This window comes from Mesorhizobium sp. WSM4830 (assembly GCF_055811495.1).
Genome location: NZ_JBVVQI010000003.1, coordinates 342,639 through 367,153, shown reverse-complemented (window position 1 = coordinate 367,153; position 24,515 = coordinate 342,639). Strand labels below are relative to the sequence as shown.

26 protein-coding genes and 2 tRNA genes are annotated in these 24,515 nt (G+C 62.2%); 14 read left to right on the top strand and 14 right to left on the bottom strand.

The features are described from left to right. Window positions 1-9: 9 nt before the first annotated feature. The gene (locus AC0L2Y_RS06710) at window positions 10-723 is read left to right on the top strand and encodes a HoxN/HupN/NixA family nickel/cobalt transporter (protein ID WP_473554748.1); all 714 of its coding nucleotides are present in this window, start codon (window positions 10-12) and stop codon (window positions 721-723) included. 74 nt (window positions 724-797) lie between these two features. On the opposite strand, the gene AC0L2Y_RS06705 is transcribed toward AC0L2Y_RS06710, so the two are convergent. Further along, on the bottom strand, window positions 798-2,714 hold the full coding sequence (locus tag AC0L2Y_RS06705) for a multicopper oxidase domain-containing protein (protein WP_473554746.1): 1,917 nt from the start codon (window positions 2,712-2,714) through the stop codon (window positions 798-800). Between the two features lie 476 nt (window positions 2,715-3,190). Here AC0L2Y_RS06705 and AC0L2Y_RS06700 point away from each other — a divergent pair, with 476 nt between their 5' ends. Next, complete coding sequence (locus AC0L2Y_RS06700; RefSeq protein WP_473554745.1) at window positions 3,191-4,696, top strand: multicopper oxidase family protein; 1,506 nt, start codon at window positions 3,191-3,193, stop codon at window positions 4,694-4,696. A 13-nt stretch (window positions 4,697-4,709) separates the two neighbouring features. After that, on the top strand, window positions 4,710-5,150 hold the full coding sequence (locus tag AC0L2Y_RS06695) for a YqaA family protein (RefSeq protein ID WP_473554742.1): 441 nt from the start codon (window positions 4,710-4,712) through the stop codon (window positions 5,148-5,150). A gap of 117 nt (window positions 5,151-5,267) precedes the next feature. Here the strand turns inward: AC0L2Y_RS06695 and AC0L2Y_RS06690 are convergent, their stop codons facing one another. The 4 genes from AC0L2Y_RS06690 to AC0L2Y_RS06675 all read right to left on the bottom strand — a co-directional run bounded on the left by AC0L2Y_RS06690 (window position 5,268) and on the right by AC0L2Y_RS06675 (window position 9,528). Continuing rightward, the gene (locus tag AC0L2Y_RS06690; RefSeq protein WP_473554827.1) at window positions 5,268-6,017 is read right to left on the bottom strand and encodes an amino acid ABC transporter ATP-binding protein; all 750 of its coding nucleotides are present in this window, start codon (window positions 6,015-6,017) and stop codon (window positions 5,268-5,270) included. A gap of 69 nt (window positions 6,018-6,086) precedes the next feature. Then, complete coding sequence (locus AC0L2Y_RS06685; RefSeq protein WP_473554740.1) at window positions 6,087-7,244, bottom strand: amino acid ABC transporter permease; 1,158 nt, start codon at window positions 7,242-7,244, stop codon at window positions 6,087-6,089. Window positions 7,245-7,248: 4 nt separating this feature from the next. Next, the gene (locus tag AC0L2Y_RS06680; RefSeq protein ID WP_473554737.1) at window positions 7,249-8,436 is read right to left on the bottom strand and encodes an amino acid ABC transporter permease; all 1,188 of its coding nucleotides are present in this window, start codon (window positions 8,434-8,436) and stop codon (window positions 7,249-7,251) included. A 63-nt stretch (window positions 8,437-8,499) separates the two neighbouring features. Then, window positions 8,500-9,528 (bottom strand): amino acid ABC transporter substrate-binding protein, encoded by a 1,029-nt coding sequence (locus tag AC0L2Y_RS06675; protein ID WP_352492611.1) that lies wholly within the window; start codon window positions 9,526-9,528, stop codon window positions 8,500-8,502. Between the two features lie 426 nt (window positions 9,529-9,954). Between AC0L2Y_RS06675 and AC0L2Y_RS06670 the strand changes: the two genes are divergently transcribed. From AC0L2Y_RS06670 to AC0L2Y_RS06655, 4 genes are all read left to right on the top strand, one after another. Then, window positions 9,955-11,124, top strand: coding sequence for a cystathionine beta-lyase (locus tag AC0L2Y_RS06670; protein WP_473554735.1), 1,170 nt, complete (start codon window positions 9,955-9,957; stop codon window positions 11,122-11,124). 256 nt (window positions 11,125-11,380) lie between these two features. Beyond that, the gene (locus AC0L2Y_RS06665; protein ID WP_473554733.1) at window positions 11,381-12,052 is read left to right on the top strand and encodes an RNA polymerase sigma factor; all 672 of its coding nucleotides are present in this window, start codon (window positions 11,381-11,383) and stop codon (window positions 12,050-12,052) included. Between the two features lie 104 nt (window positions 12,053-12,156). Further along, complete coding sequence (locus tag AC0L2Y_RS06660) at window positions 12,157-12,681, top strand: DUF4142 domain-containing protein (protein WP_473554730.1); 525 nt, start codon at window positions 12,157-12,159, stop codon at window positions 12,679-12,681. 14 nt (window positions 12,682-12,695) lie between these two features. After that, complete coding sequence (locus AC0L2Y_RS06655) at window positions 12,696-13,007, top strand: cupredoxin domain-containing protein (RefSeq protein WP_473554825.1); 312 nt, start codon at window positions 12,696-12,698, stop codon at window positions 13,005-13,007. Window positions 13,008-13,115: 108 nt separating this feature from the next. Here AC0L2Y_RS06655 and AC0L2Y_RS06650 read toward each other — a convergent pair whose 3' ends face one another. The 3 genes from AC0L2Y_RS06650 to AC0L2Y_RS06640 all read right to left on the bottom strand — a co-directional run bounded on the left by AC0L2Y_RS06650 (window position 13,116) and on the right by AC0L2Y_RS06640 (window position 14,822). Beyond that, window positions 13,116-14,330 (bottom strand): anion transporter, encoded by a 1,215-nt coding sequence (locus AC0L2Y_RS06650; protein ID WP_473554727.1) that lies wholly within the window; start codon window positions 14,328-14,330, stop codon window positions 13,116-13,118. Window positions 14,331-14,389: 59 nt separating this feature from the next. Next, a tRNA-Arg gene (locus AC0L2Y_RS06645) sits at window positions 14,390-14,466 on the bottom strand. Between the two features lie 50 nt (window positions 14,467-14,516). After that, window positions 14,517-14,822: an ETC complex I subunit gene (locus AC0L2Y_RS06640; RefSeq protein WP_023677641.1), complete on the bottom strand. Its 306-nt coding sequence runs from the start codon at window positions 14,820-14,822 to the stop codon at window positions 14,517-14,519. A 160-nt stretch (window positions 14,823-14,982) separates the two neighbouring features. On the opposite strand from AC0L2Y_RS06640, the gene AC0L2Y_RS06635 reads away from it, so the two are divergent. Further along, window positions 14,983-15,059: transfer RNA gene (locus tag AC0L2Y_RS06635), tRNA-Pro, on the top strand. 123 nt (window positions 15,060-15,182) lie between these two features. On the opposite strand, the gene AC0L2Y_RS06630 is transcribed toward AC0L2Y_RS06635, so the two are convergent. Next, complete coding sequence (locus AC0L2Y_RS06630) at window positions 15,183-16,010, bottom strand: alpha/beta fold hydrolase (RefSeq protein ID WP_473554726.1); 828 nt, start codon at window positions 16,008-16,010, stop codon at window positions 15,183-15,185. A gap of 129 nt (window positions 16,011-16,139) precedes the next feature. Between AC0L2Y_RS06630 and AC0L2Y_RS06625 the strand changes: the two genes are divergently transcribed. Then, a complete protein-coding gene (locus AC0L2Y_RS06625) occupies window positions 16,140-17,138 on the top strand; it encodes a GlxA family transcriptional regulator (RefSeq protein ID WP_473554725.1) in 999 nt (332 codons plus the stop codon). A gap of 15 nt (window positions 17,139-17,153) precedes the next feature. On the opposite strand, the gene AC0L2Y_RS06620 is transcribed toward AC0L2Y_RS06625, so the two are convergent. From AC0L2Y_RS06620 to AC0L2Y_RS06600, 5 genes are all read right to left on the bottom strand, one after another. After that, complete coding sequence (locus tag AC0L2Y_RS06620) at window positions 17,154-17,420, bottom strand: type II toxin-antitoxin system Phd/YefM family antitoxin (protein WP_473554723.1); 267 nt, start codon at window positions 17,418-17,420, stop codon at window positions 17,154-17,156. Window positions 17,421-17,629: 209 nt separating this feature from the next. Continuing rightward, window positions 17,630-17,965, bottom strand: a complete 336-nt coding sequence (locus AC0L2Y_RS06615; RefSeq protein WP_473554721.1) for a hypothetical protein — start codon at window positions 17,963-17,965, stop codon at window positions 17,630-17,632. A gap of 10 nt (window positions 17,966-17,975) precedes the next feature. Next, window positions 17,976-18,677 carry a DnaA regulatory inactivator HdaA gene (gene hdaA, locus AC0L2Y_RS06610; RefSeq protein ID WP_473554719.1) on the bottom strand — a complete coding sequence of 234 codons (702 nt, stop codon included), beginning with the start codon at window positions 18,675-18,677 and terminating at the stop codon, window positions 17,976-17,978. A 5-nt stretch (window positions 18,678-18,682) separates the two neighbouring features. Next, complete coding sequence (locus tag AC0L2Y_RS06605) at window positions 18,683-19,924, bottom strand: AI-2E family transporter (RefSeq protein WP_473554717.1); 1,242 nt, start codon at window positions 19,922-19,924, stop codon at window positions 18,683-18,685. Then, on the bottom strand, window positions 19,896-20,453 hold the full coding sequence (locus AC0L2Y_RS06600; protein WP_473554823.1) for a CDP-alcohol phosphatidyltransferase family protein: 558 nt from the start codon (window positions 20,451-20,453) through the stop codon (window positions 19,896-19,898). Before AC0L2Y_RS06600 ends, AC0L2Y_RS06605 begins: the two co-directional genes overlap by 29 nt. A 217-nt stretch (window positions 20,454-20,670) precedes the next feature. Here AC0L2Y_RS06600 and AC0L2Y_RS06595 point away from each other — a divergent pair, with 217 nt between their 5' ends. The 5 genes from AC0L2Y_RS06595 to purN all read left to right on the top strand — a co-directional run bounded on the left by AC0L2Y_RS06595 (window position 20,671) and on the right by purN (window position 24,467). Then, on the top strand, window positions 20,671-21,315 hold the full coding sequence (locus AC0L2Y_RS06595) for a glutathione S-transferase family protein (protein ID WP_473554715.1): 645 nt from the start codon (window positions 20,671-20,673) through the stop codon (window positions 21,313-21,315). A gap of 112 nt (window positions 21,316-21,427) precedes the next feature. Beyond that, window positions 21,428-22,093: an Imm52 family immunity protein gene (locus tag AC0L2Y_RS06590; protein ID WP_473554713.1), complete on the top strand. Its 666-nt coding sequence runs from the start codon at window positions 21,428-21,430 to the stop codon at window positions 22,091-22,093. Window positions 22,094-22,181: 88 nt separating this feature from the next. Next, window positions 22,182-22,589 carry a hypothetical protein gene (locus AC0L2Y_RS06585; RefSeq protein WP_473554710.1) on the top strand — a complete coding sequence of 136 codons (408 nt, stop codon included), beginning with the start codon at window positions 22,182-22,184 and terminating at the stop codon, window positions 22,587-22,589. Between the two features lie 109 nt (window positions 22,590-22,698). After that, on the top strand, window positions 22,699-23,763 hold the full coding sequence (gene purM / locus AC0L2Y_RS06580) for a phosphoribosylformylglycinamidine cyclo-ligase (RefSeq protein WP_473554709.1): 1,065 nt from the start codon (window positions 22,699-22,701) through the stop codon (window positions 23,761-23,763). Further along, window positions 23,760-24,467 (top strand): phosphoribosylglycinamide formyltransferase, encoded by a 708-nt coding sequence (gene purN / locus AC0L2Y_RS06575; protein WP_352492627.1) that lies wholly within the window; start codon window positions 23,760-23,762, stop codon window positions 24,465-24,467. Before purM ends, purN begins: the two co-directional genes overlap by 4 nt. Window positions 24,468-24,515: the final 48 nt, after the last annotated feature.

The window sequence follows — 24,515 nt, the reverse complement described above, 5'->3', positions numbered from 1 at the left end:
TCTCGTCCGATGTTCCAGACGCTCGTCGAATTTCAGCGCGCGATCTATCTGACGCTCGGCGAACAGATCAAGCTGCTTGCGGCCGGAGGCAATTGGCTGGCGTTCGTGGCTTTCCTGCCGATGGGCGTCGTGTTCGGGGCTGCTCATGCGCTGACGCCGGGTCATAGCAAGGCCGTTCTGGCGACTTATCTTGCCGGTTCGGATGCGAAGGTCTCGCGCGGCCTGCTCGTATCTATCACGCTGTCGTTCACGCATGTGACGATTGCCGTTCTGATTGCGGCTCTCTCGCTGCCACTGGTCTCCATAGCATTGGGCAGCGTCGGCCGCGCTCCGCTTCTGGAGCATATCAGTCGTGGGCTGCTCGGCCTCATTGGCGTCTGGATGCTCTGGCGCGCTTTGAGCCACAGCCATCACCACAGGCACGAGGGCGAGGCTGTCGGCGTCATGGCAGGTCTGATCCCCTGCCCGCTGACGCTGTTCGCGATGACTTTCGCGATCTCCAGGGGTGTTCCGGCAGCGGGCGTCCTGTTTGCCGTCACCATGATGGTCGGCGTGGCGCTGACGCTGTCCTGCGTCGCGGTGTTGTCGATCCTGTTTCGGGAACGGCTTGTACAGTTTTTCGCGCGCCAGCCACGGCTGTTCGAAACCATCTCCCGGACCATTGAGGGCGCCGCCGGTCTCGCCCTTGCCGGCGTCGCCGTCTGGCAGATCACATCAACCTGAGAGAAAATATGGTTTCAGCCACTGCATGGCTCCCGGGCGGGTGCAGCAGTTGGAACGAGCCCAGTCGACGCCGGTCATGTCACATCGATCACGACCATCAGCCCGCCGCCGCCCTTCTCCTCGACATTGTTGTTCGTGGTGTGATGCGGGATGTGGCAATGGATCAGCCATTTGCCCGGACGCTGCGCCTTCCAGATCACGTCGTAGCGCTGACCCGGCCCGACGTTGATCGTATCAGCAAGGAAACGACCCGACGCAGGAATCGTCTCGCCGTCGCGGGCAACGACCTCGAACGGTCCGCCATGGATATGCATCGGATGGATGAAGCCGTTGTTGGTGCCGATGAACCGCACCTTGAGCGTCTCGCCGACCTTCATCGGGATCGTCTCGGTCGAGGGATAGGCCTTGCCGTTGATGGTGAAGAAATTCGGCATGCCGCCGTCCATCGGCATCGACGGGTAGGTCAGCCCTTCCCGCACCAGCCATTCCTGAAGCTCGATGACGTAATCATGGTCGGCCGCGACCTCGTCGGCGGGATTGGCGGGATCGATGATCAGCGCACCGTAGAGGCCGAGCGCCTGGGTCCGGTCCGGCTTGGCATGGGGGTGGTAGAAATAGGTTCCGTGCTGGGTTGCGGTGAATTCGTATGAATAGGATTGGCCGGGCTCGATCGGCGCCTGCGTGATTTCGGCCGGTCCATCCATCTGGTTCGGCAAGATCAAGCCATGCCAATGCACTGTCGTTTCCTCAGGCAGGCCGTTGGTGACGTTGATCCTGACCCGATCGCCCTGGCGAATGTGAATTCGCGGGCCGGGAATCTGGCCATTATAGGCATAGGCGTCGACCGCAACGTCCGGCAGGATCTGCCAGCGGACCACTGAAGGCCTGAGCTCGAACACCTTGATGCCGTTCTCCATCCGGAACGGCAGTTCCTGGTCGCCCCTTGCCGTCAGGCCATAAGAGGCGGCCACGAGGCGTGGATCGGTAGCGGCCATGTCGCGCATCGTATCGGCCGGCGTGTCGCGATCCATGATCATGCCTTGCGGCATGATCACCCCGCCGACGTCGCGTGCCGACAGCGTCAGGTTCAGCCAGTTCGCAGGTGCGACCATGCCGATGGCGAGCGCCAGCAGGGAGACGGCACCCAGGGCAGCGACCTGCGGCGTCGTGGCATCCGTCTCCATGTGATGGCCGCCGCCTTTGCCTTTGTGGGAAGCCATATTGTGGCGCTGTCCGCGATGGCCACTGGCATCGGCCTGCTGCATTTGCATCTGCGCATGCTGCCTCGTTGCAGGCTGCTCCCGACCATCGATGCCGGCTGCCTGCGCGCGCTGCGTCATCAGCCCATGCTTCAAGCCGCGGGCGACCAGCCAGACATTGGCCGGATAGGCAAGCGCAAAACCGGCGATGACGCCAATCGACATCACGCCCCAGAACAAAAGCTCCGTCGGTTCCATCGCGCGCATGTCGCGGCCCATCATCAGGAAGCTCATGACCGGCGCCATGCCGGCCATCATGAAGTTCATCGAGATGAATTCGGGCAGGAAGCTCTTGCGCACGTTCTCCCAATAGGTGCCGCCCATCATCGATTTCATGAACAGCGACTGGAAGATGAACAGGCCGAAGGCAAAGCCGGCGAGATATTCGACGATCAGGTCGATCCACATCGGCAGGCCGAGCGCCGCCGTGACGGCGGCGGCAAGAATGATGCCGGTGGCATCGCCGGCGACGCAGTGGATGGTGGAGCCGACGCCCTGCTTCCAGAGCGGCCGAGTGAACACCTCATGCTCGCCCGGCCGTGGCTCCTTGTCGGCGAGCACGTAAAGCAGCAAGCCGAGCGGACCCATATAGAGGGTGACCAGGATGAAGCCCCATTTCATCACCACCGGCTCGGGATTGTTGCGATATTGGTCGAAGCCGACATAAAGCGTCGAAGCCAGCGCCAGCGCGAACCAGACGACGAGGAAATAATCGATCGGTTGGATAAGCATCAGGATGAGCCCTTGACCTGCCGCCGCACGTGCCCACGCGGCTTGTTATACAACTCCTAATGGCAACAAACGCGGCTGGCGCGCTTATGATCCGTGCTGGCCTTTCGCCGCACGGGCGGCCTATTTTTTCGTTGTAACCGACTGACCTGATGACGCCTGCCCGCAGCCCATTCCGGAACTTTCAGTCTTATCTTTGCAGCTTTCCTCCAGTGGGGTTGTTATGAGGCTTCCCATCACGGGAAGGTCAAGGGCTTTTGAGCCAGCTCAAATCATCGCTGCCGTGCCGAAGCAGCATTCGAAATTTGCCCCTTGACCTTCCCGTTATGGGAACCTTTATCGAGTGGCAGCCACCCAGTTGGAGCTGCAAACCCATGAATGCCGTCGCCCCCTTGAAAAGGCGCCAATCTGGCTACGGAGCGTGCCACCTGAGTTATACCGCGTGCCGACGCGCGTGACCTTAATCTCGGAGACAACACATGAATCGACGCAGTTTTCTGGCGGCAGGCGCTGCCACGGTTCTCGCTAGTCCGCGCGCCATCGCCCAGATGAAGATGGACGAGATGCCCGGCATGGATATGGGGCACGCGGGCCACGACATGGGCGCGGCGCCAAAAAGCGCAGCCATGCTGCCTGAGGGCCAGGCGTTGCGCGAGTTGCAGCTGCTAGGCAATGAAGCCGATACACCCCGCCTGTTCAGAGCGAACCTCACGGCTGAACCCGCCATGGTTCGCTTTGCAGAAGGACTCGACACGCCAATCCTTGGGTACAACGGCATGAGCCCGGGGCCATTGATCGAGGTGACTGAAGGCGACCGTGTCGAAATTGCGTTCACGAACCGAATTCCTGAAGAGACCAGCACCATCCATTGGCATGGCATGCCGGTTCCGGCTGACCAGGATGGCAATCCGATGGATCCCGTTGCGACGGGCACGGAGCGCACCTACAGCTTCGAACTGCCCGAAGGAAGCGCGGGGTCGTACTGGTATCATCCGCATCCGCACGGCAAGACGGCCGAGCAGGTCTATCGCGGACTTGCCGGCGCGTTCGTGGTCAAGCCGAAGGCGGACCCGATCCCGGCCGAGTATGGCGACACTGTGCTGGTGTTCACAGACCTTCGCCTTGCCGCCGACGGCACCATGCCGGACAACACCATGGTCGATTTGATGAACGGGCGCGTCGGCGATCACGTGCTGGTCAACGGACAGAAAAATCCCGCGCTATCGGTCCCGTTTGGAACAAAGCGGCGATTTCGGTTCTACAACGCGACCAACGCGCGCTTTTTGCGGCTCTCCTTCGACGGCGCACCCATGACGATCATCGGCACCGATGGCGGTCTGCTGGAGGCGCCGGTGGCAGCCAAGGATGTCCTGCTCAGCCCGGCGGAACGCCTTGAACTGATCGCCTCGTTTGAGAAGCCCGGCCCCGTCACCCTGAACACGCTCGACTACGATCGCGGCTGGATGGGCGCAGGCCGCCCCGCCGATGCAGGTCTGACATTGCTTACGGTCAATTTTTCGGACACGCCTGCAGAGGCGTTTCCTCCGCTGCCGGAAAGGCTTCGACCAATTGCGCAACTTGGCACTCCTGCTGTCAGCCGGCGTTTCGTGTTCACCGAAACGATGACGATGAGCGCGACGGATATGCAGATGGGCTTCCTGATCAACGGCGCGGCGTTCGACATGGGCCGCATCGACGTGGTGTCGAAAACAGGACAGGTCGAGCTCTGGGAAATCGTCAACAATGCCGACATGGACCATCCGTTCCATGTGCACGGGACGCAGTTCCAGGTGGTCGAGCACGAACGTGGTGGGCAGGTCTCGAAACCGGCCTATCTCGCCTGGAAGGACACGGTCAACGTGGCACGCGGCGAAACGGTGCGGCTTTTGCTGCGCCAGGATCGCCCCGGGCGGAGGATGTATCATTGCCACATCCTGGAGCACGAGCAGCTCGGCATGATGGGCGTCGTCGACGTGCAGGCCTAGTCGGTCGTTCGACGTGGCTGCACTGGCAATCTATGGCGTCCTGTTCACCAGCGCATTCCTCGCCGCAACGATCTTGCCGTTCTCGTCGGAAGTTGTGCTCGCCAGCTTGATCGCCAGCGGCCGTGGCGATCCGGTGCTGCTTTGTGCGATCGCCACGATCGGCAACACGCTCGGCTCGGTGGTGAACTGGATGCTGGGGCGTGGCATCGACACGCTCCAGTCCAGGCGATGGTTTCCCGTCACTCGTGAACGATACGAGCGGGCGAGCCGGACCTTTCGCCGCTTTGGCGCGTGCTTGCTCCTGTTCGCCTGGCTGCCGGTCGTCGGGGACGCCTTCACCGTCGTGGCAGGCGCGGCCCGCATCCATCTCGGCGTATTCGTGATGCTTGTCGCATTAGGCAAGGCTGCACGATATGCGGTGATCGTCGCAGGAGGATTGTGGGTGCTAAGATAGTTCCCGATGCTCGCCATCGAGCAGATCCCCCGAGCATCACCACTCGTCGAATACGCGCGGAGCCAAGCAAGACAGAGAGCCCGGTCCGCCGGTCTTGTCCCGAACCGGCGTACAGGATCAGTGCAGGATCTGCGACAGGAACAGCTTCGTGCGCTCATGGCGCGGGTGGTCGAAGAACTCGGCCGGCGTGTTCTGCTCGACGATCTGACCCTGATCCATGAAGATCACCCGGTTAGCGACTTTGCGCGCAAAGCCCATTTCGTGGGTGACGCAGAGCATGGTCATGCCTTCCTCGGCCAGCCCGACCATCGTCTCCAGCACTTCCTTGATCATTTCCGGATCGAGAGCCGAGGTCGGCTCGTCGAAAAGCATGATGCGCGGGTTCATGCACAGCGAGCGGGCGATCGCCACGCGCTGTTGCTGGCCGCCGGAAAGCTGGCCGGGATATTTGTTGGCCTGTTCCGGGATCTTGACGCGCTTGAGGAAATGCATGGCGATTTCCTCGGCCTGCTTCCGCGGCATCTTACGCACCCAGATCGGCGCCAGCGTGCAATTTTCCAGAATGGTCAGATGCGGGAACAGGTTGAAGTGCTGGAACACCATGCCGACCTCGCGGCGCACCTCGTCGATCTTCTTCAGATCGTTGGTCAGTTCCTTGCCGTCGACTATGATCTTGCCCTTCTGGTGTTCCTCCAGCCGGTTGATGCAGCGGATCATCGTCGATTTGCCGGAGCCCGACGGGCCGCAGATGACGATCCGCTCGCCGCGCATCACCCTTAGATTGATGTCCTTCAGCACATGGAATTCGCCGTACCATTTGTGCATGGCAATGATGTCGATGGCGACATCGGTGGTCGAAATGTGCATCTTGGCGGCATTGACCTTGATCTCTTCCGCGCTGACGGCGTTTTCTATAGCCATGACAAGGTCCCCTTTTTAGCGTTTGTGGCCGGTGTCGAGACGGCGTTCCGTGTACATTGAATAGCGCGACATGCCGAAACAGAACAGCCAGAAGATGAAGGCCGCGAACACTAGGCCGGATCTGGCCGTCTGCGGCGTCGCCCAATTGGCGTCGGAGAAGTTCTGCTTGACGATGCCGAGGAGGTCGAACATCGAGATGACGATGACCAGGCTGGTGTCCTTGAACATGCCGATGAAGGTGTTGACGATGCCGGGAATGACCAGCTTCAGCGCCTGCGGCATGACGACCAGACCCATCTTCTGCCAGTAGCTGAGGCCGAGCGAATCGGCGCCCTCATACTGGCCTTTGGGGATCGCCTGCAGGCCGCCGCGCACCACTTCGGCCATGTAGGCGGCGGCAAACAGCGACACGCCGATCAGCGCGCGCAGGAACTTGTCGAAGCTGACGCCGGCCGGCAGGAACAGCGGCAGCATCACGCTGGCAAAGAACAGCACCGTGATCAGCGGAATGCCGCGTACCGTCTCGATAAAGACCACGCACAGCAGCTTGACGATCGGCATGTTCGAGCGCCGGCCGAGCGCCAGCACGATGCCGATCGGCAACGACACGGCAATGCCGACGAAAGACAGGCTGAGCGTCACCAGCAGCCCGCCCCACCTGGAGGTCTCGACATGCGGCAGGCCGAATATGTCGCCGACCAGCAGAACGAAGGCGACGACCGGCAGCACCAGGAAAAGAAGAATGGCGTTCAGCCCTTTGCGCGGCACCTTCGGGACGAGCAGCGGCACCAGCAGTGCCACGAACAGGATGGCTACCAGGATCGGCCGCCAACGCTCCTCGATGGGATAGGTGCCGAACATGAACTGGCCGAACTTGGCGTTGACGAATGCCCAGCAGGCCCCGGTCCAGCCGTCCGGCTGGATGCCGCCCTGCGCCACGGTGGCGCAGACCGAGCGGTCCGGTCCGATCCACTGGGCGTTGATGAAGGCCCAATTGATGATTTGCGGCAGGATCATAGCGACCAGCGCGATGCCGACGATGGTGAGGATGGTGTCGCCCGTGGTGGCAATCAGGTTCTTGCGGATCCAGGCGGTGAGGCCACGCTCGCTCGACGGCGCCGGCTGCGCCAGCACCATCTCCGTCCGCACCCAGGACATGTCGTGTTCCTGCATGGCCCTACCTCTCCACCAGCGCCATCCTGGCATTGACGACATTCATGATCGCCGACGTGATCAGGCTGAGCGCGAGATAGACAGCCATCATGATCACCACGCCTTCGACCGCCTGCCCGGTCTGGTTCAAGACAGTGCCAGCGGTCGCCGTCAGGTCCGGATAGCCGATGGCGATGGCGAGCGAAGAGTTCTTGGTCAGGTTGAGATACTGGCTGGTCAGCGGCGGAATAACGATGCGCATCGCCTGCGGCACGACGACAAGCCTGAGGATCGATCCCGAGCGCAGCCCGAGTGCCGCGGCCGCCTCGGTCTGGCCCGTGCTGACGCCCCTGATGCCGGCGCGCACAATCTCGGCGATGAAGGCGGCCGTATAGCAGGACAACGCCAGATAAAGTGACAGGAACTCCGGCCTGACCTGAAAGCCGCCGACCAGGTTGAAGGTCGATTGTTTCGGGAATTCGAAGCTCAACGGAAAGCCGCTCAACGCGTAGGCCAGCAGCGGCAAGCCGACGATCAACGCTATGGATGTCCAGAGCACCGGGAATGGCTGACCCGTCGCCATCTGCCGCTGTCGCGCCTTGCGGGCAACGAACCAGGCCATAGCGATGCCGAGGAGCAGAGCGACCAGGATCAGCCAGGAGCCGTCGCCCCAAATAGCGCGCGGAAAATAGAAGCCGCGCTGGTTGAGAAAGGAGCCGAATGGCAAATTGATGCTCTCGCGCGGCGGCGGCAGCACCGCAAGCACGCCGGAATACCAGAAGAAGATGACCAGCAGCGGCGGGATGTTGCGAAACACCTCGACATAGACGGTGCAGATTTTCCTGATCAACCAGTTGCGCGAAAGCCGGCCGATGCCGACGATGAAACCTATGATGGTGGCGGTGATGATGCCGACGACGGCAACGATCACGGTGTTGATAAAGCCAACCAGGATGGCTCGGAAATAGGTCGAATCCGACGAATAGGCGATGGCGCTTTCGCTGATATCGAAACCGGCGCGGCCCTTGAGGAAGCCGAAGCCGGAAGCGATGTGCAAGCGCGTCAGATTGACGATGACATTGTGGGTAACCCACCAGACCCCGCCTACCAGCAGGACAAGGACCAGTGCCTGAAAGAATATACCGCGGACGCGAGGATCATTGATGAGGGAACCGCGGCTTGGCTCCTCGCGAAGAACTTCCTGCGATGCCATTCGACAGTCCCCTGGAAAGAGAGACCGGAAGGCAGACGATCTGCCTTCCGGATCCATTGTCGATCAGCGGATCGGCGGAGCGTATTGCAGGCCACCCTTGGTCCACAGCGCGTTGATGCCGCGGGCGATCTTCAGCGGGCTGCCCGAGCCGACATTGCGCTCGAACATCTCGCCGTAATTGCCGACGGCCTTGACGATGTTGACAACCCAGTCGTTAGAGACGCCGAGATCGGTGCCGATCTTGGTATCGGCTTCCTGGCCGAGCACGCGCTTGATCTCGGGACTGTCCGAGTTCTTCATCTCGTCGACATTGGCCTTGGTGATGCCGAGTTCCTCGGCGTCGAGCAACGCGAAATACGTCCACTTGACGATGTGGTACCACTGGTCGTCGCCTTGGCGCACGGCCGGCCCAAGCGGTTCCTTGGAGATGATCTCGGGCAGCACGACATGGTCGGCCGGCGCACCCAGCGTCAGGCGGATGCCATAGAGGCCCGACTGGTCGGTGGTGTAGACGTCGCAGCGGCCGGCGTCATAGGCGGCGTTGACCTCTTCCAGCTTTTCGAAGACGACGGGGTTGTACTCCATCTTGTTCGACTTGAAATAGTCGGCAAGGTTGAGCTCGGTCGTGGTGCCGCTCTGCACGCAGACCGCCGCGCCCGAAAGCTGCAGCGCCGAGTTCACGCCCGGAAGCTTCTTGGCGTTGATCATGAAGCCCTGGCCGTCATAATAAGTCGTGCCGATGAAGTTCAGGCCGAGTGCGGTGTCGCGATTGATGGTCCAGGTGGTGTTGCGCGACAGGATGTCGATCTCGCCCGACTGCAGAGCGGTAAACCGCTCCTTGGCGCTGAGCGGCGTAAACTTCACCTTGGTGCCATCGCCGAACACGGCGGCCGCCACAGCGCGACAGAAGTCCGCGTCGAGGCCTTGCCACTCACCCTTGTCGTCCGGCGCCGAGAAGCCGGCCAGACCGGTCGAGACGCCGCATTGGATGAAGCCCTTCGCCTTGACATCGTCGAGCGTGGCCGCCGAAGCCGCCGAAGCCGCGAATCCAAACGCGGCGGCGCCCAAAACGCCGATTGCAATGTGTTTCATGACCCACAGACCCTTTTCTGTTTTTTCCAGGCGAACCTGACTTTTCCCGTGTGAACGCAGCTATGTATCCCGGCCCATTACCGGAATCCCGCATCGTAACCGACGCGCTGCCTCCCATTCACGAACAACATCGAAGGCGATTATTCCTGTGAGGTCAAGGGAAATGACCGAATCCGAAAGACTTTGAAAACCAACCGCCTGAAATGCCTGAAATTGCAGACAAACGCGCTCGCAAATTGGTCAGCGCGCCAATAAAGCCGGCAAAGTCCGACCGTGACTTGCCAAGCACAGCTGGCAGCCGTCCAGAAGAACTACGGCGCATTGCTGAATTGGCATATTCAAGAGCTTGGCCTGGCGAGTGCGCTGCGGTTGCGCGGCCCATGCCGCCGCACTATGGCTAACGACCAACCCATGGGACGAAAAGCAATGGCAAAAGACGGCAGCGAGATGGGCATCAACACGCGGCTCGCTCATTCCGGCAACAACCCGCATGACTATTTCGGCTTCGTCAATCCGCCGGTGGTGCATGCCTCGACCGTGCTCTATCCCAATGCGGCGGCGATGGCTTCACGCAGCCAGAGGTACACCTACGGCACGCGCGGCACACCGACCACCGATGCGCTGAACAGCGCGATCGATGCGCTGGAAGGTTCGGCAGGCACGGTCGCGGTACCGTCCGGCCTGGCGGCGGTGATGCTGCCGCTGCTCGCCTTCCTGTCGGCCGGCGATCATCTGCTGATCGTCGATTCCATCTATCATCCGACCCGTAACCTCGCCGACACGATGCTGAAGCGGCTGGGCATCGAGGTCGAGTATTACGAGCCGCGCATCGGCGCCGGCATCGCGGCGCTGATCAAGCCCAACACCAAGGTGGTGTTCACCGAATCGCCGGCCTCCAACACCTTCGAGGTGCAGGACATACCGGCCATCACCAAGGCCGCGCATGCCGCCGGCGCCATCGTCATGATGGACAATACCTGGGCGACGCCGCTCTACTTTCGCCCCCTCGACCATGGCGTCGACATCTCGATCCACGCGGCGACGAAATACCCGGCCGGCCATTCCGACGTGCTGCTCGGCACGGTGTCGGCCAACGCAGGCTGCTGGAAGCAGCTTTTCGAGACGTTCAACACAATGGGCTGCTGCGCCGGGCCTGACGACGTCTACCAGGTGCTGCGCGGCCTGCGCACGATGGGTGTGCGGCTGGAGCGCCATCAAAAGAGCGCGCTTGCCCTCGCCGGCTGGCTGGAGGGTCAGCCGGGCGTAGCGCAGGTGCTGCATCCGGGGCTGCCCAGTCATCCCGACCACGCCATGTGGAAGCGCGATTTTTGCGGATCGAGCGGCATCTTCTCGATCGTTCTTGCGGGCGGCGGACAGAAGCAGCAGCACGCCTTCCTCGACGCGTTGAAGTTTTTCGGCCTCGGCTATTCCTGGGGCGGCTATGAGAGCCTTGCCGTGCCGGTATTCCTGGGCGACCGTACCGTCGCCAAAGGCCCGTATGACGGGCCGCTGGTGCGCCTGCAGATCGGGCTCGAGGATGTCGAGGATTTGAAGGCCGACCTGGCGCGCGGGCTGGCGGCGGCTGCAGACGCCTGAGCCAGCACCTTTCCAGACTGAGTCAGAAAATCGGCGTAACAGCCTGGAAAAAATTGCGATCCTGAGCGATGTCATGGCGACCGATCGGCCGATGAAAACGGTGTCTACAAAATAGAGGCGGCGGTGCGGTGAAGGCGGTAGAATAGCCTCTGCCAGTCCTTGACACGGATTGAGGCTGGCCGGCGGGATCGGTCGGGAACCTTTTGTCGGCCGATGCATCCAATGTCGCGATGAGAAGCCTATCAGGAGATCGGCCATGCCTGCTGCGTTGACGGCGACGCCCGCCGCTTCCGGCGACATGCAGCTTGTCGGCCGCGCGCTGGCACGTGATGGCGATGCATTCCGTACCATCATCAAGACGCACAACCAAAGGCTCTACCGCCTCGCCCGCGGGGTCGTGCGTAACGACAGCGAGGCCGAGGACATCGTCCAGGAGACCTATGTCAGCGCCTTTGCCCATCTCGAGTCCTTTCGCGGCGATGCCTCGCTCGCCACATGGCTGTCGCGTATCGTCATCAACGAAGCGCTCGGCCGCTTGCGCAAAAGGCGGCGAATGGTAGCAATGCCGGAAAACCCGCAAGCCGAAATCATCCGGTTTCCCCTCAACCCGAGCGACGATCCGGAGCGTACGATGGCGCAACGGCAGATCCTTGAGCTTGTCGAACGGGCAACCGACAGTCTCCCCGATGTCTACCGGATGGTGTTCGTGGCGCGCGTCATCGAGGGATTGAGCATCGAGGAGACCGCCGAACTGCTTGGCGTGCGACCAGAAACCATCAAGACCCGGCTGCACCGCGCCCGTGCGCTGGTGCGCAAGGCGCTGGACGACCAGATCGGCCCGGTGCTGCTCGACGCCTTTCCGTTCGCCGGCCGGCGCTGCGAACGGCTGACCAATGCCGTGATGCAGCGGCTTGGTCTTTCCGGATAGGCCGTGCCGATTTTCGCGGGAACGTTTGGCGGCGACCTGCATCCAATGAGCATCACTGAAAACGAAGCCCGATGCAGTTCCGCATCGGGGTGAAGGAGAGCATCATGTTTATTCGACCGACCGCGGCACTGGCCGCAGTTTTCCTGCTTAGCGCAGCGCCCTTGTCGCAAGCTGCCGAAAAGCCGACCGATCCGCAGATCGCACATATCGCCTACACGGCGGGCGTGCTTGACGTCGAAGCCGCCAAGCAGGCGCTGAAGAAATCGAAGAACAAAGAGGTCGTGGATTTCGCCAAGGACATGGTGCGAGATCACGAGGCGGTCAACAAACAGGCTCTCGACCTGGTCAAGAAGCTCAAGGTCACGCCTGAGGACAATCCGACCAGCAAAGCGCTGACCAATGCGGCGGCCGAGGAACGTGCCAAGCTTGCCAAGCTCAAGGGCGCGGCGTTCGACAAGGCCTATGTCGCCAGCGAAGTAGCCTACCACAAACAGGTCAATGGCGCGCTCGAAACGCTGCTGATCCCATCCGCCAGCAATGCCGAGCTGAAGAGCCTGCTGGAAACCGGCCTGAAAATATTCCAGGGCCACGAACAGCACGCCGAACACGTCGCCGGCATGTTGAAGTGAGGATTGCGCCGATGATGTCGAGGCGGCATCTGTGGATTGCGCTGGCACTGGCAGTGGGTGCCGCGCCGGCCAAGGCCGAAACCATCGAGGTGACGATCGAAAAGCTTGTGTTTTCGCCGGCAAAGATCGAGGCTAAGGTCGGCGACACGATCAAGTGGGTGAACAAGGACGTGTTCGCCCACACTGCAACCGTCAACGGCGGCTGGGAAGTGATGATCCCGCCGAAGAAGGCGGCGAGCCTGACGATGAAGAAGGCGGAATCGGTCGATTATTTCTGCCGCTTCCATCCCAATATGAAAGGCCACCTCACGGTGACGTCGCCCTGACTGGCTACTGCATGTCGCGCAAAAGTGTGCAGCGGTTTTGCGATAACGACATGCATACAACAAGAGCCTACAGCGCGTCGCATGCGGCCGGTCGAATGCGACGCGCTTTTAGGCCGCCAGCCATGCAGTCCCTACAAGAAGCGTGACCAGCGTCAACGGCAGGCCGACCTTGAAGAAGGCGATGAAGCCCAGCGGTTTGCCGGAGACCCGCGCGTGCTCGGCAACGATCAGATTGGCGACCGAGCCGAGCAGCGTGAAATTGCCGGCCAGCGTCGAGCTCATGGCGACGACCAGCCAGGCCCGCTCGGGATCTTCCAGTCCGGGCACGAACGGCTTCAGCGCCAGCACGGCCGGGACATTGCTCATGATGTTGGACAGCACCGCGGTGAAACCGGACAGCCGCCAGACATCATTCAGCCCGAGGTTCTTTGCCGAAGCGATGATGTCGGGCGTCAGCAATGTCTTCTCGGCACCGGCGACGACGATGAAAAGCCCGGCGAACATGAACAGCAGCGGTCCATCGATCTCGCGATAGATGCGCTCAGGCTTGATGGCGCGGGTCAGCAGCAGAATCGCGCCGCCGATCAGCGCTGCCTTGGCGACTGGAACGCCGGCAAAGAAGGCGATCGCCAAACCGATACAGACGACCACCGCCTTCAGCACCTGCCCAGGCAGCATGCGGCCGCGATAGACTTCGGGGCTGAGCTCGGCCTTGCGTGAAAATTCGGCGCGGTAGACGATGCGGATGATGACGATGACGGCGACGAGGCCGAACGCCGCGACCGGCGCAAGCGCCGCCGAGAAGGCCGGATAGGAAATCCCCGACAGGGCGCCGATGACCATGTTCTGCGGATTGCCGGTGATGGTGGCGACACTGCCGCAATTGGATGCGGTCGCCGTGGCGATCAGGTAGGGAACCGGGTTGCGGTTGATGACGCGGGTGACATGGACGACGATCGGCGCCATGACCAGGCAGATGGCGTCGTTGACGAGGAATGCCGACAGGACGCCGGTCAACAGCGTCACCATCACCAGCAGCATGAACGGCGCATGCGCATGCTCGATGGCGAACCCGCCGAGCGCGCGAAAGGCGCCGGACACTTTCAGGTGCGCCACGACGATCATCATGCCGAGCAGAAGCGTGATGGTGTCGAAGCTGATGGCGCGGTAGGCGTCTTCCATGTCGAGGGCGCCGATGGCGATCATCGCCGCACCGCCGAGCAGCGCGATGCCTGCCCGGTCGAGGCGCAGCCCCGGTATCCTGCCGATGGCGACGCCGGCATAGGTCAGGACCAGGATCGCCGCCGCGCCCATCGCTGTCATGTGTCGGAAATCCTGTGCGACTGGCGAGTGAACCTGTCCGGAACGGACCCTGAAAATATTGGCGATCCCGACAGGATTCGAACCTGTGACCATCGGCTTAGAAGGCCGGTGCTCTATCCAGCTGAGCTACGGGACCGCTGGCCGGCCGCATGACCGGCGGATTGTGCCGGCGGGGCCGGTATGGGATTAGTGCGTCCAGGGCGTCCTGCGGTCATAGCGGAAATTCTCCGCATAGGAAATCTGGCGGCGCTTGATTTCCTTCGGCTCCTCGACGCGGAAAGCCAGCCCTTCCTTCTCGGCATAGGCGACCGCCTCTTCTCTTGTGTCGAAGGTCAGCCTGATCTGGCTTCGCATGTCGCCGGACGTGGTGTAGCCCATCAGCGGATCGATCTTCTTGCGCTGCTCCGGATCGAATTCCAGCACCCAATAGCCGGTCTTGGCCTTGCCGGACTGCATCGCGGTTTTGGCTGGGCTGAAAATGCGGGCTGACATGACCACCTCATTGCTGGTTGCAAGCACACGACCCCGAGACCAGATTACTGTTCTCTGGCCATGCACTAGCCCGTCATTACTGCGCAATGCCGCCGGCAGCAAGGCCGATGGCTTTTTACGCTTGCTTTGGTGGGCTGAAATCACTAGGCAACAGACCGTTCGGAGTGTAGCGCAGCCTGGTAGCGCATCTGGTTTGGGACCAGAGGGTCGGGAGTTCGAATCTCTCCACTCCGACCATTCATCAAGCAAATCTTGTCGGCAGCGCAAGCGGATCACGCTCGAGCGTGTCTCCGTCGCCGGTCATGCTTAAGCGACGGACGGACAGCACGAGCTCGCGCTGCCCGTCCGATATGCAAGCCGTCAGCCCTGGATGAAGGCCAGCAGATCCGGATTGATGATCTCCGGATGGGTAGTGCACATGCCATGCGGCAGGCCCTTGTAGACCTTGAGCGTGCCGTGCTTCACCAGCTTGGCCGCAAGCAGCGCGGAATCGGCGATCGGCACGATCTGGTCGTCGTCGCCATGCATGATCAGGACGGGTACCTCGATCTTTTTGAGGTCGTCGGTGAAATCGGTCTCCGAGAATGCCTTGATGCAGTCGTAATGGGCCTTGGCTCCGCCCATCATGCCCTGGCGCCACCAATTGTCGACCGCGCCTTGCGAGACCTTGGCGCCCTCGCGGTTGAAGCCGTAGAACGGGCCGGCCGGCACATCCCTGTAGAACTCGGCGCGGTTAGCGGCCAGAGCCGCGCGAAAGCCGTCGAAGACTTCGATCGGCAAGCCGCCGGGGTTGCTTTCGGTCTTGACCATAATCGGCGGCACGGCGCCGATCAGCACCGCCTTGGCAACACGACCGCCGCCGCCATATAGCGCGACGTAACGCGCCACCTCGCCGCCACCGGTCGAGTGGCCGATGTGGATCGCGTCCCTGAGATCGAGATGCGCCGCCAGCGCCGCGACATCGGCGGCGTAGGTGTCCATCTCGTTGCCGGTCGCGGTCTGCGACGAGCGGCCGTGGCCGCGGCGGTCGTGTGCGATGACGCGATAGCCCTTTTCGAGGAAGAACAGCATCTGGTTGTCCCAATCGTCTGAGCTTAGCGGCCAGCCGTGATGGAACACGATCGGCTGGCCCTTGCCCCAATCCTTGTAGAAAATCTCGGTGCCGTCATGGGTGGTGAATGTGCTCATCGTTCTACTCCATGGTGGAAGAATCGGGGGTAACAGGGAAGCTTTTAGCCCCTTCAGCTGGACAAATTATAACAGTGCGGTCCGGGTGAGTATTGGCAAAACGGACATTCAAGGTGGCAAAACTGACAAATGACGGCTGCGCGTAATCTGATCGAAATCGGCCTTGTCTTGTATCCCGGCGTGCAGGAAGCAGCCGTGCTCGGCCTGACCGATCTTTTCATGCTGGCAAACCGGCTGGCTGTCGAGCCGCCGCCGGAAGCGGCGAGGCTTCGCGTCAGCCATTGGCAATTGGACGCGGGCCATACCGTAATCCGCACCTTCGACAGCGACCCCGGCCCTGACAATGAACCAGCCATGGTTGTCCTCCCGCCGACCTTGGGAGATCCGATCGCTCGGGAAGCGGCCGCGCCCTATGCCGGCTGGCTCAGGGACCGCCACACGGCAGGCGCGACGCTCGGTTCGGTCTGCGCCGGCGCGTTCGTGCTTGCCGAGACCGGCCTGTTGTCCGGCCGTGCGGCGACAACGCACTGGGCCTATCGCGACGCGCTGGCGCTACGCTTTCCCGACATCCTGCTCGACCCCGACAGGCTGGTCATCGACGATGGCGACATCATCACCGCCGGCGGCTACATGGCCTGGACCGACCTCGGCCTGAAGCTGGTGAACAGGGTGCTCGGGTCAACCGTCATGATGGACACGGCGCGTTTCATGCTGGTCGACCCGCCCGGCCGCGAGCAACGTTTTTACAGCCCGTTCGCGCCACGGCTGACCCATGGCGACGAAGCGATCCTCAAGGTGCAGCACTGGCTGCAGGCGAACGGCGCGCGTGACGTGACGCTCGGCGCCATGGCCGAGCATGCCGGGCTGGAGGAGCGGACTTTCCTACGCAGGTTCCGCAACGCCACCGGCCTCAAGCCGACCGAATACAGCCAGCACCTGCGGGTCGGCAAGGCGCGGGGAATGCTGGAAACGACGATGCGATCGATCGACCAGATCGCCTGGGAGGTCGGTTATGACGATCCCGGCTCTTTCCGCAAAGTATTCGCCAGGATAACCGGGCTGGTGCCCGGCGATTACCGCAAGCGCTTCGGCACGGAACGAGCGGCGCTTGCGGGCGGAGAGAGCTGAGGTGATTAGCCGTTTTTAGCGCGATTGCTGCGATAGGCCGTCGTCGGCGTAGAGAAAGTCCTGGCTTCGCGCCGCAGATGGCCCAGCCTTCGCCTTTGCGGCGCCGGCTGCGCGCATCGCCTGAAGCAATGCCCGGCGGCGTGTTCTGTCCGGCACCACCTTGACCGGAACGAGACGCACGGCCGCATGACCATGCCGGGTCAGGATGATTTCGTCACCTGTCTCGGCACGGCGCACTAACTCGTGAAGCTGTGCTCGGGCCTTTGTAACCGACACCTGCATCGGTCTCTCCTCCAGCCCCCTGGGTCCATGTCGTAATGCGCAAAGCATCTGACGGCAAGCTCGCCGGGCGAGAACCCCAACCACCCATCTCCCGGCGAGCCTACTACCTGATTTGATACGCAATCAGGACCGGGATTAGCCGGCAAGCTCCTTGCTGCAAGACGGATGCCAGGTTGTTTCCCGAAATGAGACACCGGCCGAGGTAAGAACTAGGTATATGCACCTTCCCCGGCCCAGCCAAAAACCATTGGCCGTAGTTCTTCAAGGGCGGCTTGCAGCATTTCGGGAGATGCGTGGCGTTCCTCTCTGGCACCCCATAGTGTAGCGCTTTTAGGATCCAGCACCGACGCCACAATGGTTACATTGCCGTTGGCGTCAGGCAAATCGAGCCACAACTGAGCACGACGATTGCCATTCTTGTCGTAAACCCAGATAGAACGGACATCGTCGTCGCGATATTTAGTGGCGACCCGTATTCCGTGCCGATTTGCCCACGACATTAGAAACGGATCAATGATGTCGTATGCACTGAATTCAGACATCATTTTGTATCCTCTAAATCTCGAACTCGCCCTGCCCTTCGTCCATGGCGCTGACGGTCTCGGCGGCGAGCGCCCGCGTGATCGGCGTCTTGCGCTCGAGCGCGGTACGGTCGAGCCGTTCGACCACCCGCATGGCAGTGGCCAGCGAGCGCTCGATGCGGCGCACCAGATATTGCACGACATGCGGCTCGACCTCGACCTGGCGGTCGGCGAACAGCTTTGTGATGACCCCGGCCAGCAGAAGATCGTCGGGTTCGTGGATCTCGATGGTAGCGGCGGCCTTGAGCCGCGACGCCAGGTCGGGCAGCCTGACGCCCCAGGCGGACGGGAAGCGCCGCGCCGTCAACAGCAAGCTCGAGCCGGCGCCGCGCACCGCGTTGATCAGGTGGAACAGGCCATGCTCGTCGAGCGGGCCGGCATCGACGTCGTCGATCAGGGCCGGGCGCGCGCCGAGGGTTTCGATGCAGTCGCCGATGCGGCCGGCCTCCACTTTCACCGCGCCAGCGCGGGTCCGCCAGATCGAGGCCAGGTGGGTTTTCCCCGAGCCGGCCGGCCCGGCCAGCACGACGACCGGCGAGGGCCAGTCCGGCCAGCGGTCGACAAGCGCCGCCGCCTGGCTGTTGGTGCTGGAGACCACGAGTTCGTCGCGCGAATAGCCGGTGCCGTGGCCTAGATCGAGCGGCAATTGACGCGGCGGATCGATCTTGTCCGGCATATGGCTCAACCGCGCGCGCCCCCGCGGCGCCGCACCTGCAGCGGCGGCACCGGCTCGTCCGAATGGCCCTTGTAGAGCGGCGATTCGAGGTAGCGCGCGATGGCGAAACGCACCAGAACGGCAACGGCGGCGGAAGCCGGCACGGCAATCAGCAGGCCGACGAAGCCGAACAGCGCGCCGAAGGCAAACAGCGCAAACATCAGCCACACCGGATGCAGGCCGACGCTTTTGCCGACCAGCCTGGGCTGCAGGATGTTGCCCTCGATGAACTGGCCGACGAAGAACACGCCGGCCACCGCCGCGATCATGGTCCAGTCCGGCCAGAACTGGACGAAGGCGACGCCGACGGCCAGCACCAGGCCGGTCAGCGAGCCGACATAGGGGATGAAGGAGATCAACCCGGCGAACAGGCCGATGAGGATGCCGAAATTCAGTCCGGTCAGCGTCAGGCCGGTGGCATACATGGCGCCGAGCACCAGGCACAGCGTGCCCTGGCCGCGCACGAAGCCGGCGGTCGCAGTGTTGATGTCCCTGGCGATCGTCCTGACGGTCTTGACGTAGTCGCGCGGCACCCAGCTGTCGACGATTGTCACCATGCGGTCCCAGTCGAGCAGCATGTAGAAGGCGACGACCGGCGTCACCACGAACAGGCTGACGACCGAGACCAGCGCCACGCCGGAGCTCCAGATCGAGGTGAAGACGGTGGTCAGGAGGCCGAAGCCGGAGGTCAGCAGCGAGTTCAGGCCCTCGCGCAGCCCATTGGCGTCGACGCCGAATTTTTCTTCCAGCCATTTCGGGTCGAAGCTGGTGATCAGGCCCTGCAGCCGGGTCAGATAGTCCGGCAGCTTGCTGGCGAAATCAGCCATCTGCGAGGCGAGCACCGGAACCAGGATGACGACGGCCAGCACCAGGACGACGATGAAGGCGATGAGGATGACCACCGTCGCCATCAGCCTGGACAGGCCGAGCCGCTCCAGCCGGTCGGCGACAGGATCGAGGAAATAGGCGAGCACCATGCCGGCGACGAAGGGCAGAAGGATGCCGCTGAAGACATAGAGGAAGACGGCAAGGATGATGGCGCTGACCAGCCAGAAGCGGATCTGCCGGCGAAACGACGCCGATGCCGAAGCCTCCGCCGCCGCGGCTTCGGCCTCGGCGTCGATGGACCGTTCGTCAGGTGCCCGGTGTTCAGGTGCCCCGTGTTCAGGTGCCCCGCGTTCAGGCACCGGGTGTGGAGCCTTCGCCATAGCCGCTCATATGCCTCAGCCAAGCCACGAGATAGGCCGCGGCCGAAGCCACGGTCAAGACCCCGGACAGCAATATGAGGGCTGGCCTCAGCGGATCGAGACGGATGTCGAAGGCGAGTTCGCCCAACACCACTGCCGCCAGCACGATCTGGATCGCGGTGTTGGCCTTCGACACCAGGAGCGGCTTCATCTCAACGGGATGCGCCATGACGGTGGATAGAAGCACGGCGCAGACGATCAGCGCATCGCGCGACACCATGGTAACGACCAGCCACAGCGGCAGTTCGCCGCTGAAGCCCAGGACGACGAAAACCGAGACCAGCAGCAGCTTGTCGGCCATCGGATCGAGATAGGCGCCGAGCCTGGAAAACTGATTGAAATGGCGGGCGATGAAGCCGTCGACCCCGTCGGAAATGCCGGCAATGAGGAAGCCGGCAAACGCCCAGTCCCAGCGTTCCTGCAGCATGGCCAGCACCACGGCCGGCACCAGCACGAAGCGCATGATCGTGATCATGTTGGGGATGGTCAAACGCATATCCCGTCGCTCTTGTTTGTCGATACATGATGGAGATGGAGGGTTACGGCAAGTGAGAAGCGATACAGCAAGCTGCCAATCTCCCCACTAACCTTTGATCGGAAGCGGCCCAGGCAATGGAATAGCTCAAGACCGATGTCGATTTCCGGGAAGCTCATTCGTCTCATGATAGGAAGCCGAAGACATTCGCCCAGGCAAGGAAATGGACGCGATGACAATCACTATCACAGCATTTGAACGATCGCCCGATGGCGGCAAGGGACTGGCGCGCGATACGCGCGTTCGCTGGGCGCTCGAAGAAGTGGGGCAACCTTATGAGGTTCGTCTTGTCTCTTTCGCGGACATGAAGGCGCCTGACCATCTCGCCATCCATCCCTTCGGCCAGATCCCTACCTATGAGGAAGGTTCTCTCTCGCTGTTCGAGACCGGCTCGATCGTCTTCCATCTTGCTGAGCAGCATGCGGGCCTGCTGCCGAAGGATCGCAATGCCCGCGCGCGTGCGATCACGTGGATGTTTGCCGCACTTAACACCGTCGAGCCGCCGATCCTCGAATTAACGACGGCAAGAATATTCGAACGTGACAAGCCTTGGAGCGAGGAGCGCTTGCCGTTGGTAAAGGACCGTGTTCGCGCTCGGCTGGACAAACTCTCGGCCCACTTAGGCGTCGCCGACTGGCTCGATGATACGTTCAGCGCGGGCGATTTATTGATGGTATCTGTGCTGCTGCGACTAAGAATGTCAGGCATTTTGGACGAATATCAAAACTTGGCTGCCTATGTAGCGCGCGGGGAAGCTCGGCCGGCTTATATCCGGGCTTTCGCTGCGCAATTTGCGATCAACGCAGAGGGGGCGTGAAGGATAGCCGGCGTTGAACTAACCAAATGGAAGGGAGCCCCGAAGCGCGCGCTCTCCTTTGGCGACGCCAGTCAAGAAAGCTGGTACGTCTCCCGTGTGTTCGAGGGACGCCATGTCGATCAACATCTATGTCTACTGGGGGGCGAGGAGAAAGGACGCCGAAGAGCTGGTCCCGCAGCTCCAGGCGCATTTCCGGGCCTTGGACGAAGCCGACGACAGGTTCGCGAGGTGGGCCCCGCTCGGCAGATCGCTCAAAAAAGCAATCGCCTCCGAGCCGGTCAACACCTCGTCGCGCGAGGTTCTCCATCGCTGGCTGCTGAAGGGCAAGAACAAGACGGACATGCCTCCGAGACAGCCCGTTCCTGAACTGGGATACAATGTGTCGCTGTGGAACCAGCGCCAGGCAAACACGGAGGCGTCCACATCAGTCCGTTGTGGTTCCTGTTCCGAATATCTGTCGGAAGACAGCCAGAACAACGCGTCGCTGGAGTTTAGCTACCTAGCTGGAGCCGAACCGGTGGATACAAAGATTTTGCTCGGCCTATTTCTCAAGTTTATTGACATCTGGGAACCCAGTTGGGGTTCGATCTGGCGGCACGTTAATGAGGGACATCCAGCCGGGGCGTGTTGGAACCCAAGACACGTTCAATATGCCTTCTTCCAGTCGCCGGGAGGACGCGGGCACGATGATCGGTTTACAGGACAGCAGCAGACCCTCCCCAAGGGCGGTCGCCTCTGGACGGACGAAACGGCCGTGCCTTTCCTGGAAGAGACGTAGAGCCCGGTATTCCGCTGCCGTCCTTGCGAGACGCTGCCGCCCATGCGAAGAACCACTGAAGCAATAGCTTATTTTTCCCCGAACGATGATGGCGCAGAGAATCACAATCGCTTGGCGAGTCACGCTTTGCTATCTGGCCGGACTGACGGAAAGTCTGCTGGCTTTCGCATCTTTCGGAACCCCGCACCGCAACATAGCGACGCAAGATCTCCTGTGGGCCTTCGCCCTTGATCTGGCCGTGGGCGTGGTCGTCTCTTGGCCCCTCTGGCTGACCGCCGCTGTCGTCGCGTTCGTTTTCTCAAGGTCGGTCGCTGCAAATCCAGGTCTGTGGACTGCCGCAGCGGCTTTGATCGCCGCCGGCTTCTCGTACGGGACCCTGCCCTTCGACGGGGAGATCAGGTCTCTTGCCACCGTCGGTGGCCTCGCCGCAATGCTGGCAGGGATTTCTTTTTACTGTTGGAGTGTATCGCGCCCGGTTCTGCCGTTATCCAACTGAAACACCATCATCACGCGCTTGCCTTGCGGGGCAAAACCGTTCATGCGAAGAGCCCGCAAGCGAATGAAACCAGCGACAGGCAAGCGCAACAGATGAGCAGGCGCCGGAAATGAGCAAGCGCAAGAACGGGCTCACCTATGCCGAAGCGGGCGTCGACATCGACGCCGGCAATCTCATGGTCGAGAAGATCAAGCCGCTGGTGCGCGCGACGCGCCGGCCGGGCGCCGATGGCGAGATCGGCGGCTTCGGCGGCCTGTTCGATCTCAAGGCGGCCGGCTTCACCGATCCGGTACTGGTCGCCGCCAATGACGGCGTCGGCACCAAGCTGAAGATCGCCATAGACGCCGGCAAGCACGATACGATCGGCATCGACCTCGTCGCCATGTGCGTCAACGACATCGTCGTCCAAGGCGCCGAGCCGCTGTTCTTCCTCGACTATTTCGCCACCGGCAAGCTCGATCCCGACCAGGGCGCTTCGATCATCGGCGGCATCGCCGAAGGCTGCCGGCAGGCCGGTTGCGCGCTGATCGGCGGCGAGACCGCTGAAATGCCCGGCATGTACCACGACAAGGATTACGACCTTGCCGGCTTTGCCGTCGGTGCCGCCGAACGCGGCCAGCTGTTGCCGACCGACGACATCGTCGAAGGCGATGTGCTGCTCGGCCTCGCCTCGTCGGGCCTGCATTCGAACGGCTTTTCGCTGGTCCGCCGCATCGTCGCGGTAAGCGGCCTTGGCTGGGGCGATCCAGCGCCGTTCAATGACGAGGCGACGCTGGCCGAAGCGCTGCTCGAGCCGACCCGCATCTACGTCAAATCGATCCTCAAGGCGATCCGCAACACGCATGGCATCAAGGCGCTGGCCCATATCACCGGCGGCGGCTTTCCCGAAAACATCCCGCGTGTTCTGCCCAAGGATTTTTCGGCCGAGCTCGATCTCGGCGCCATCGAGGTGCCGCCGGTGTTTTCGTGGCTGGCCAAGACCGGCGGCGTCGCGCCGGAAGAGATGATGCGCACCTTCAATTGCGGCATCGGCATGATCCTGGTCGTCGCCTCCGGCCAGGCGGCGCAGGTCGCCGCCGTGCTGCAGGAGGCCGGCGAGACGGTCACGCCGATCGGCCAGATCGTACCGCGCCGCGATGCCGGCGTCATCTATCGGGGCTCGATCGGCCTATGAGCAGGAAACGGACGGTCGTACTGATCTCTGGGCGCGGCTCCAACATGACGGCGCTGATTGCGGCGGCGAGCAACCCGGCCTATCCGGCCGAGATCGTCGGCGTCATCTCCGACCGCCCCAATGCCGCCGGCCTCGGCATCGCCGCGGCGCGCGGCATCGCCACCAGGGTGATTTCGCGCTCCGACCATGCCAGCAAGCAAGCGCATGACGAGGCGATCGATGCGGCCCTCTTGTCGTTCGGCGCCGAGATCGTCGCGCTGGCAGGCTATATGCGCATCCTCGGCGCGCGCTTCGTCGAGAAGTGGCTGGGCCGCATGATCAATATCCACCCTGCCCTGCTGCCTGCCTTCAAGGGGCTGGATACGCATGCGCGGGCCATCCGCGCAGGCATGCGCATCCATGGCTGCACGGTGCATTTCGTCACGCTCGATATGGATGATGGGCCGATCATCGCCCAGGCCGCGGTACCGGTGATGGTCGGCGACAATGAGGACACGCTGGCCGCACGCGTGCTCAAGGCCGAGCACCAGCTCTATCCGCTGGCGCTGGGCCTGGTCGCCGAAGGCAAGGCGCGAATGGAAGGCGGCCGCACGGTGTTTTCGCGCTTCGCCGACGATGCCGACAACGCCACGTCGGTAGTGATCGCGCCCGACCCGCTGCGCGAAGAGACCGATCTCGAGCACCTGGCGCGGATCACGCCGTAAGAGTAAGTTCTTGAATTTGGTAGCAAATTTTGCTACCGTCTTCGTGAG

Coding starts and splice junctions, on each gene's coding strand:
- AC0L2Y_RS06680 (WP_473554737.1), bottom strand. CDS start 8,436: ATGGCATCGCAGGAAGTTCTTCGCGAGGAGCCAAGCCGCGGTTCCCTC.
- AC0L2Y_RS06650 (WP_473554727.1), bottom strand. CDS start 14,330: ATGACAGCGATGGGCGCGGCGGCGATCCTGGTCCTGACCTATGCCGGC.
- AC0L2Y_RS06655 (WP_473554825.1), top strand. CDS start 12,696: ATGTCGAGGCGGCATCTGTGGATTGCGCTGGCACTGGCAGTGGGTGCC.
- AC0L2Y_RS06700 (WP_473554745.1), top strand. CDS start 3,191: ATGAATCGACGCAGTTTTCTGGCGGCAGGCGCTGCCACGGTTCTCGCT.
- AC0L2Y_RS06710 (WP_473554748.1), top strand. CDS start 10: ATGTTCCAGACGCTCGTCGAATTTCAGCGCGCGATCTATCTGACGCTC.
- AC0L2Y_RS06625 (WP_473554725.1), top strand. CDS start 16,140: ATGACGGCTGCGCGTAATCTGATCGAAATCGGCCTTGTCTTGTATCCC.
- AC0L2Y_RS06595 (WP_473554715.1), top strand. CDS start 20,671: ATGACAATCACTATCACAGCATTTGAACGATCGCCCGATGGCGGCAAG.
- AC0L2Y_RS06705 (WP_473554746.1), bottom strand. CDS start 2,714: ATGCTTATCCAACCGATCGATTATTTCCTCGTCGTCTGGTTCGCGCTG.
- AC0L2Y_RS06670 (WP_473554735.1), top strand. CDS start 9,955: ATGGCAAAAGACGGCAGCGAGATGGGCATCAACACGCGGCTCGCTCAT.
- AC0L2Y_RS06585 (WP_473554710.1), top strand. CDS start 22,182: ATGGCGCAGAGAATCACAATCGCTTGGCGAGTCACGCTTTGCTATCTG.
- AC0L2Y_RS06590 (WP_473554713.1), top strand. CDS start 21,428: ATGTCGATCAACATCTATGTCTACTGGGGGGCGAGGAGAAAGGACGCC.
- AC0L2Y_RS06605 (WP_473554717.1), bottom strand. CDS start 19,924: ATGGCGAAGGCTCCACACCCGGTGCCTGAACGCGGGGCACCTGAACAC.
- AC0L2Y_RS06630 (WP_473554726.1), bottom strand. CDS start 16,010: ATGAGCACATTCACCACCCATGACGGCACCGAGATTTTCTACAAGGAT.
- hdaA (WP_473554719.1), bottom strand. CDS start 18,677: ATGCCGGACAAGATCGATCCGCCGCGTCAATTGCCGCTCGATCTAGGC.
- AC0L2Y_RS06665 (WP_473554733.1), top strand. CDS start 11,381: ATGCCTGCTGCGTTGACGGCGACGCCCGCCGCTTCCGGCGACATGCAG.
- AC0L2Y_RS06675 (WP_352492611.1), bottom strand. CDS start 9,528: ATGAAACACATTGCAATCGGCGTTTTGGGCGCCGCCGCGTTTGGATTC.
- AC0L2Y_RS06615 (WP_473554721.1), bottom strand. CDS start 17,965: ATGATGTCTGAATTCAGTGCATACGACATCATTGATCCGTTTCTAATG.
- AC0L2Y_RS06685 (WP_473554740.1), bottom strand. CDS start 7,244: ATGCAGGAACACGACATGTCCTGGGTGCGGACGGAGATGGTGCTGGCG.
- AC0L2Y_RS06660 (WP_473554730.1), top strand. CDS start 12,157: ATGTTTATTCGACCGACCGCGGCACTGGCCGCAGTTTTCCTGCTTAGC.
- AC0L2Y_RS06620 (WP_473554723.1), bottom strand. CDS start 17,420: ATGCAGGTGTCGGTTACAAAGGCCCGAGCACAGCTTCACGAGTTAGTG.
- purM (WP_473554709.1), top strand. CDS start 22,699: ATGAGCAAGCGCAAGAACGGGCTCACCTATGCCGAAGCGGGCGTCGAC.
- AC0L2Y_RS06640 (WP_023677641.1), bottom strand. CDS start 14,822: ATGTCAGCCCGCATTTTCAGCCCAGCCAAAACCGCGATGCAGTCCGGC.
- purN (WP_352492627.1), top strand. CDS start 23,760: ATGAGCAGGAAACGGACGGTCGTACTGATCTCTGGGCGCGGCTCCAAC.
- AC0L2Y_RS06690 (WP_473554827.1), bottom strand. CDS start 6,017: ATGCACATTTCGACCACCGATGTCGCCATCGACATCATTGCCATGCAC.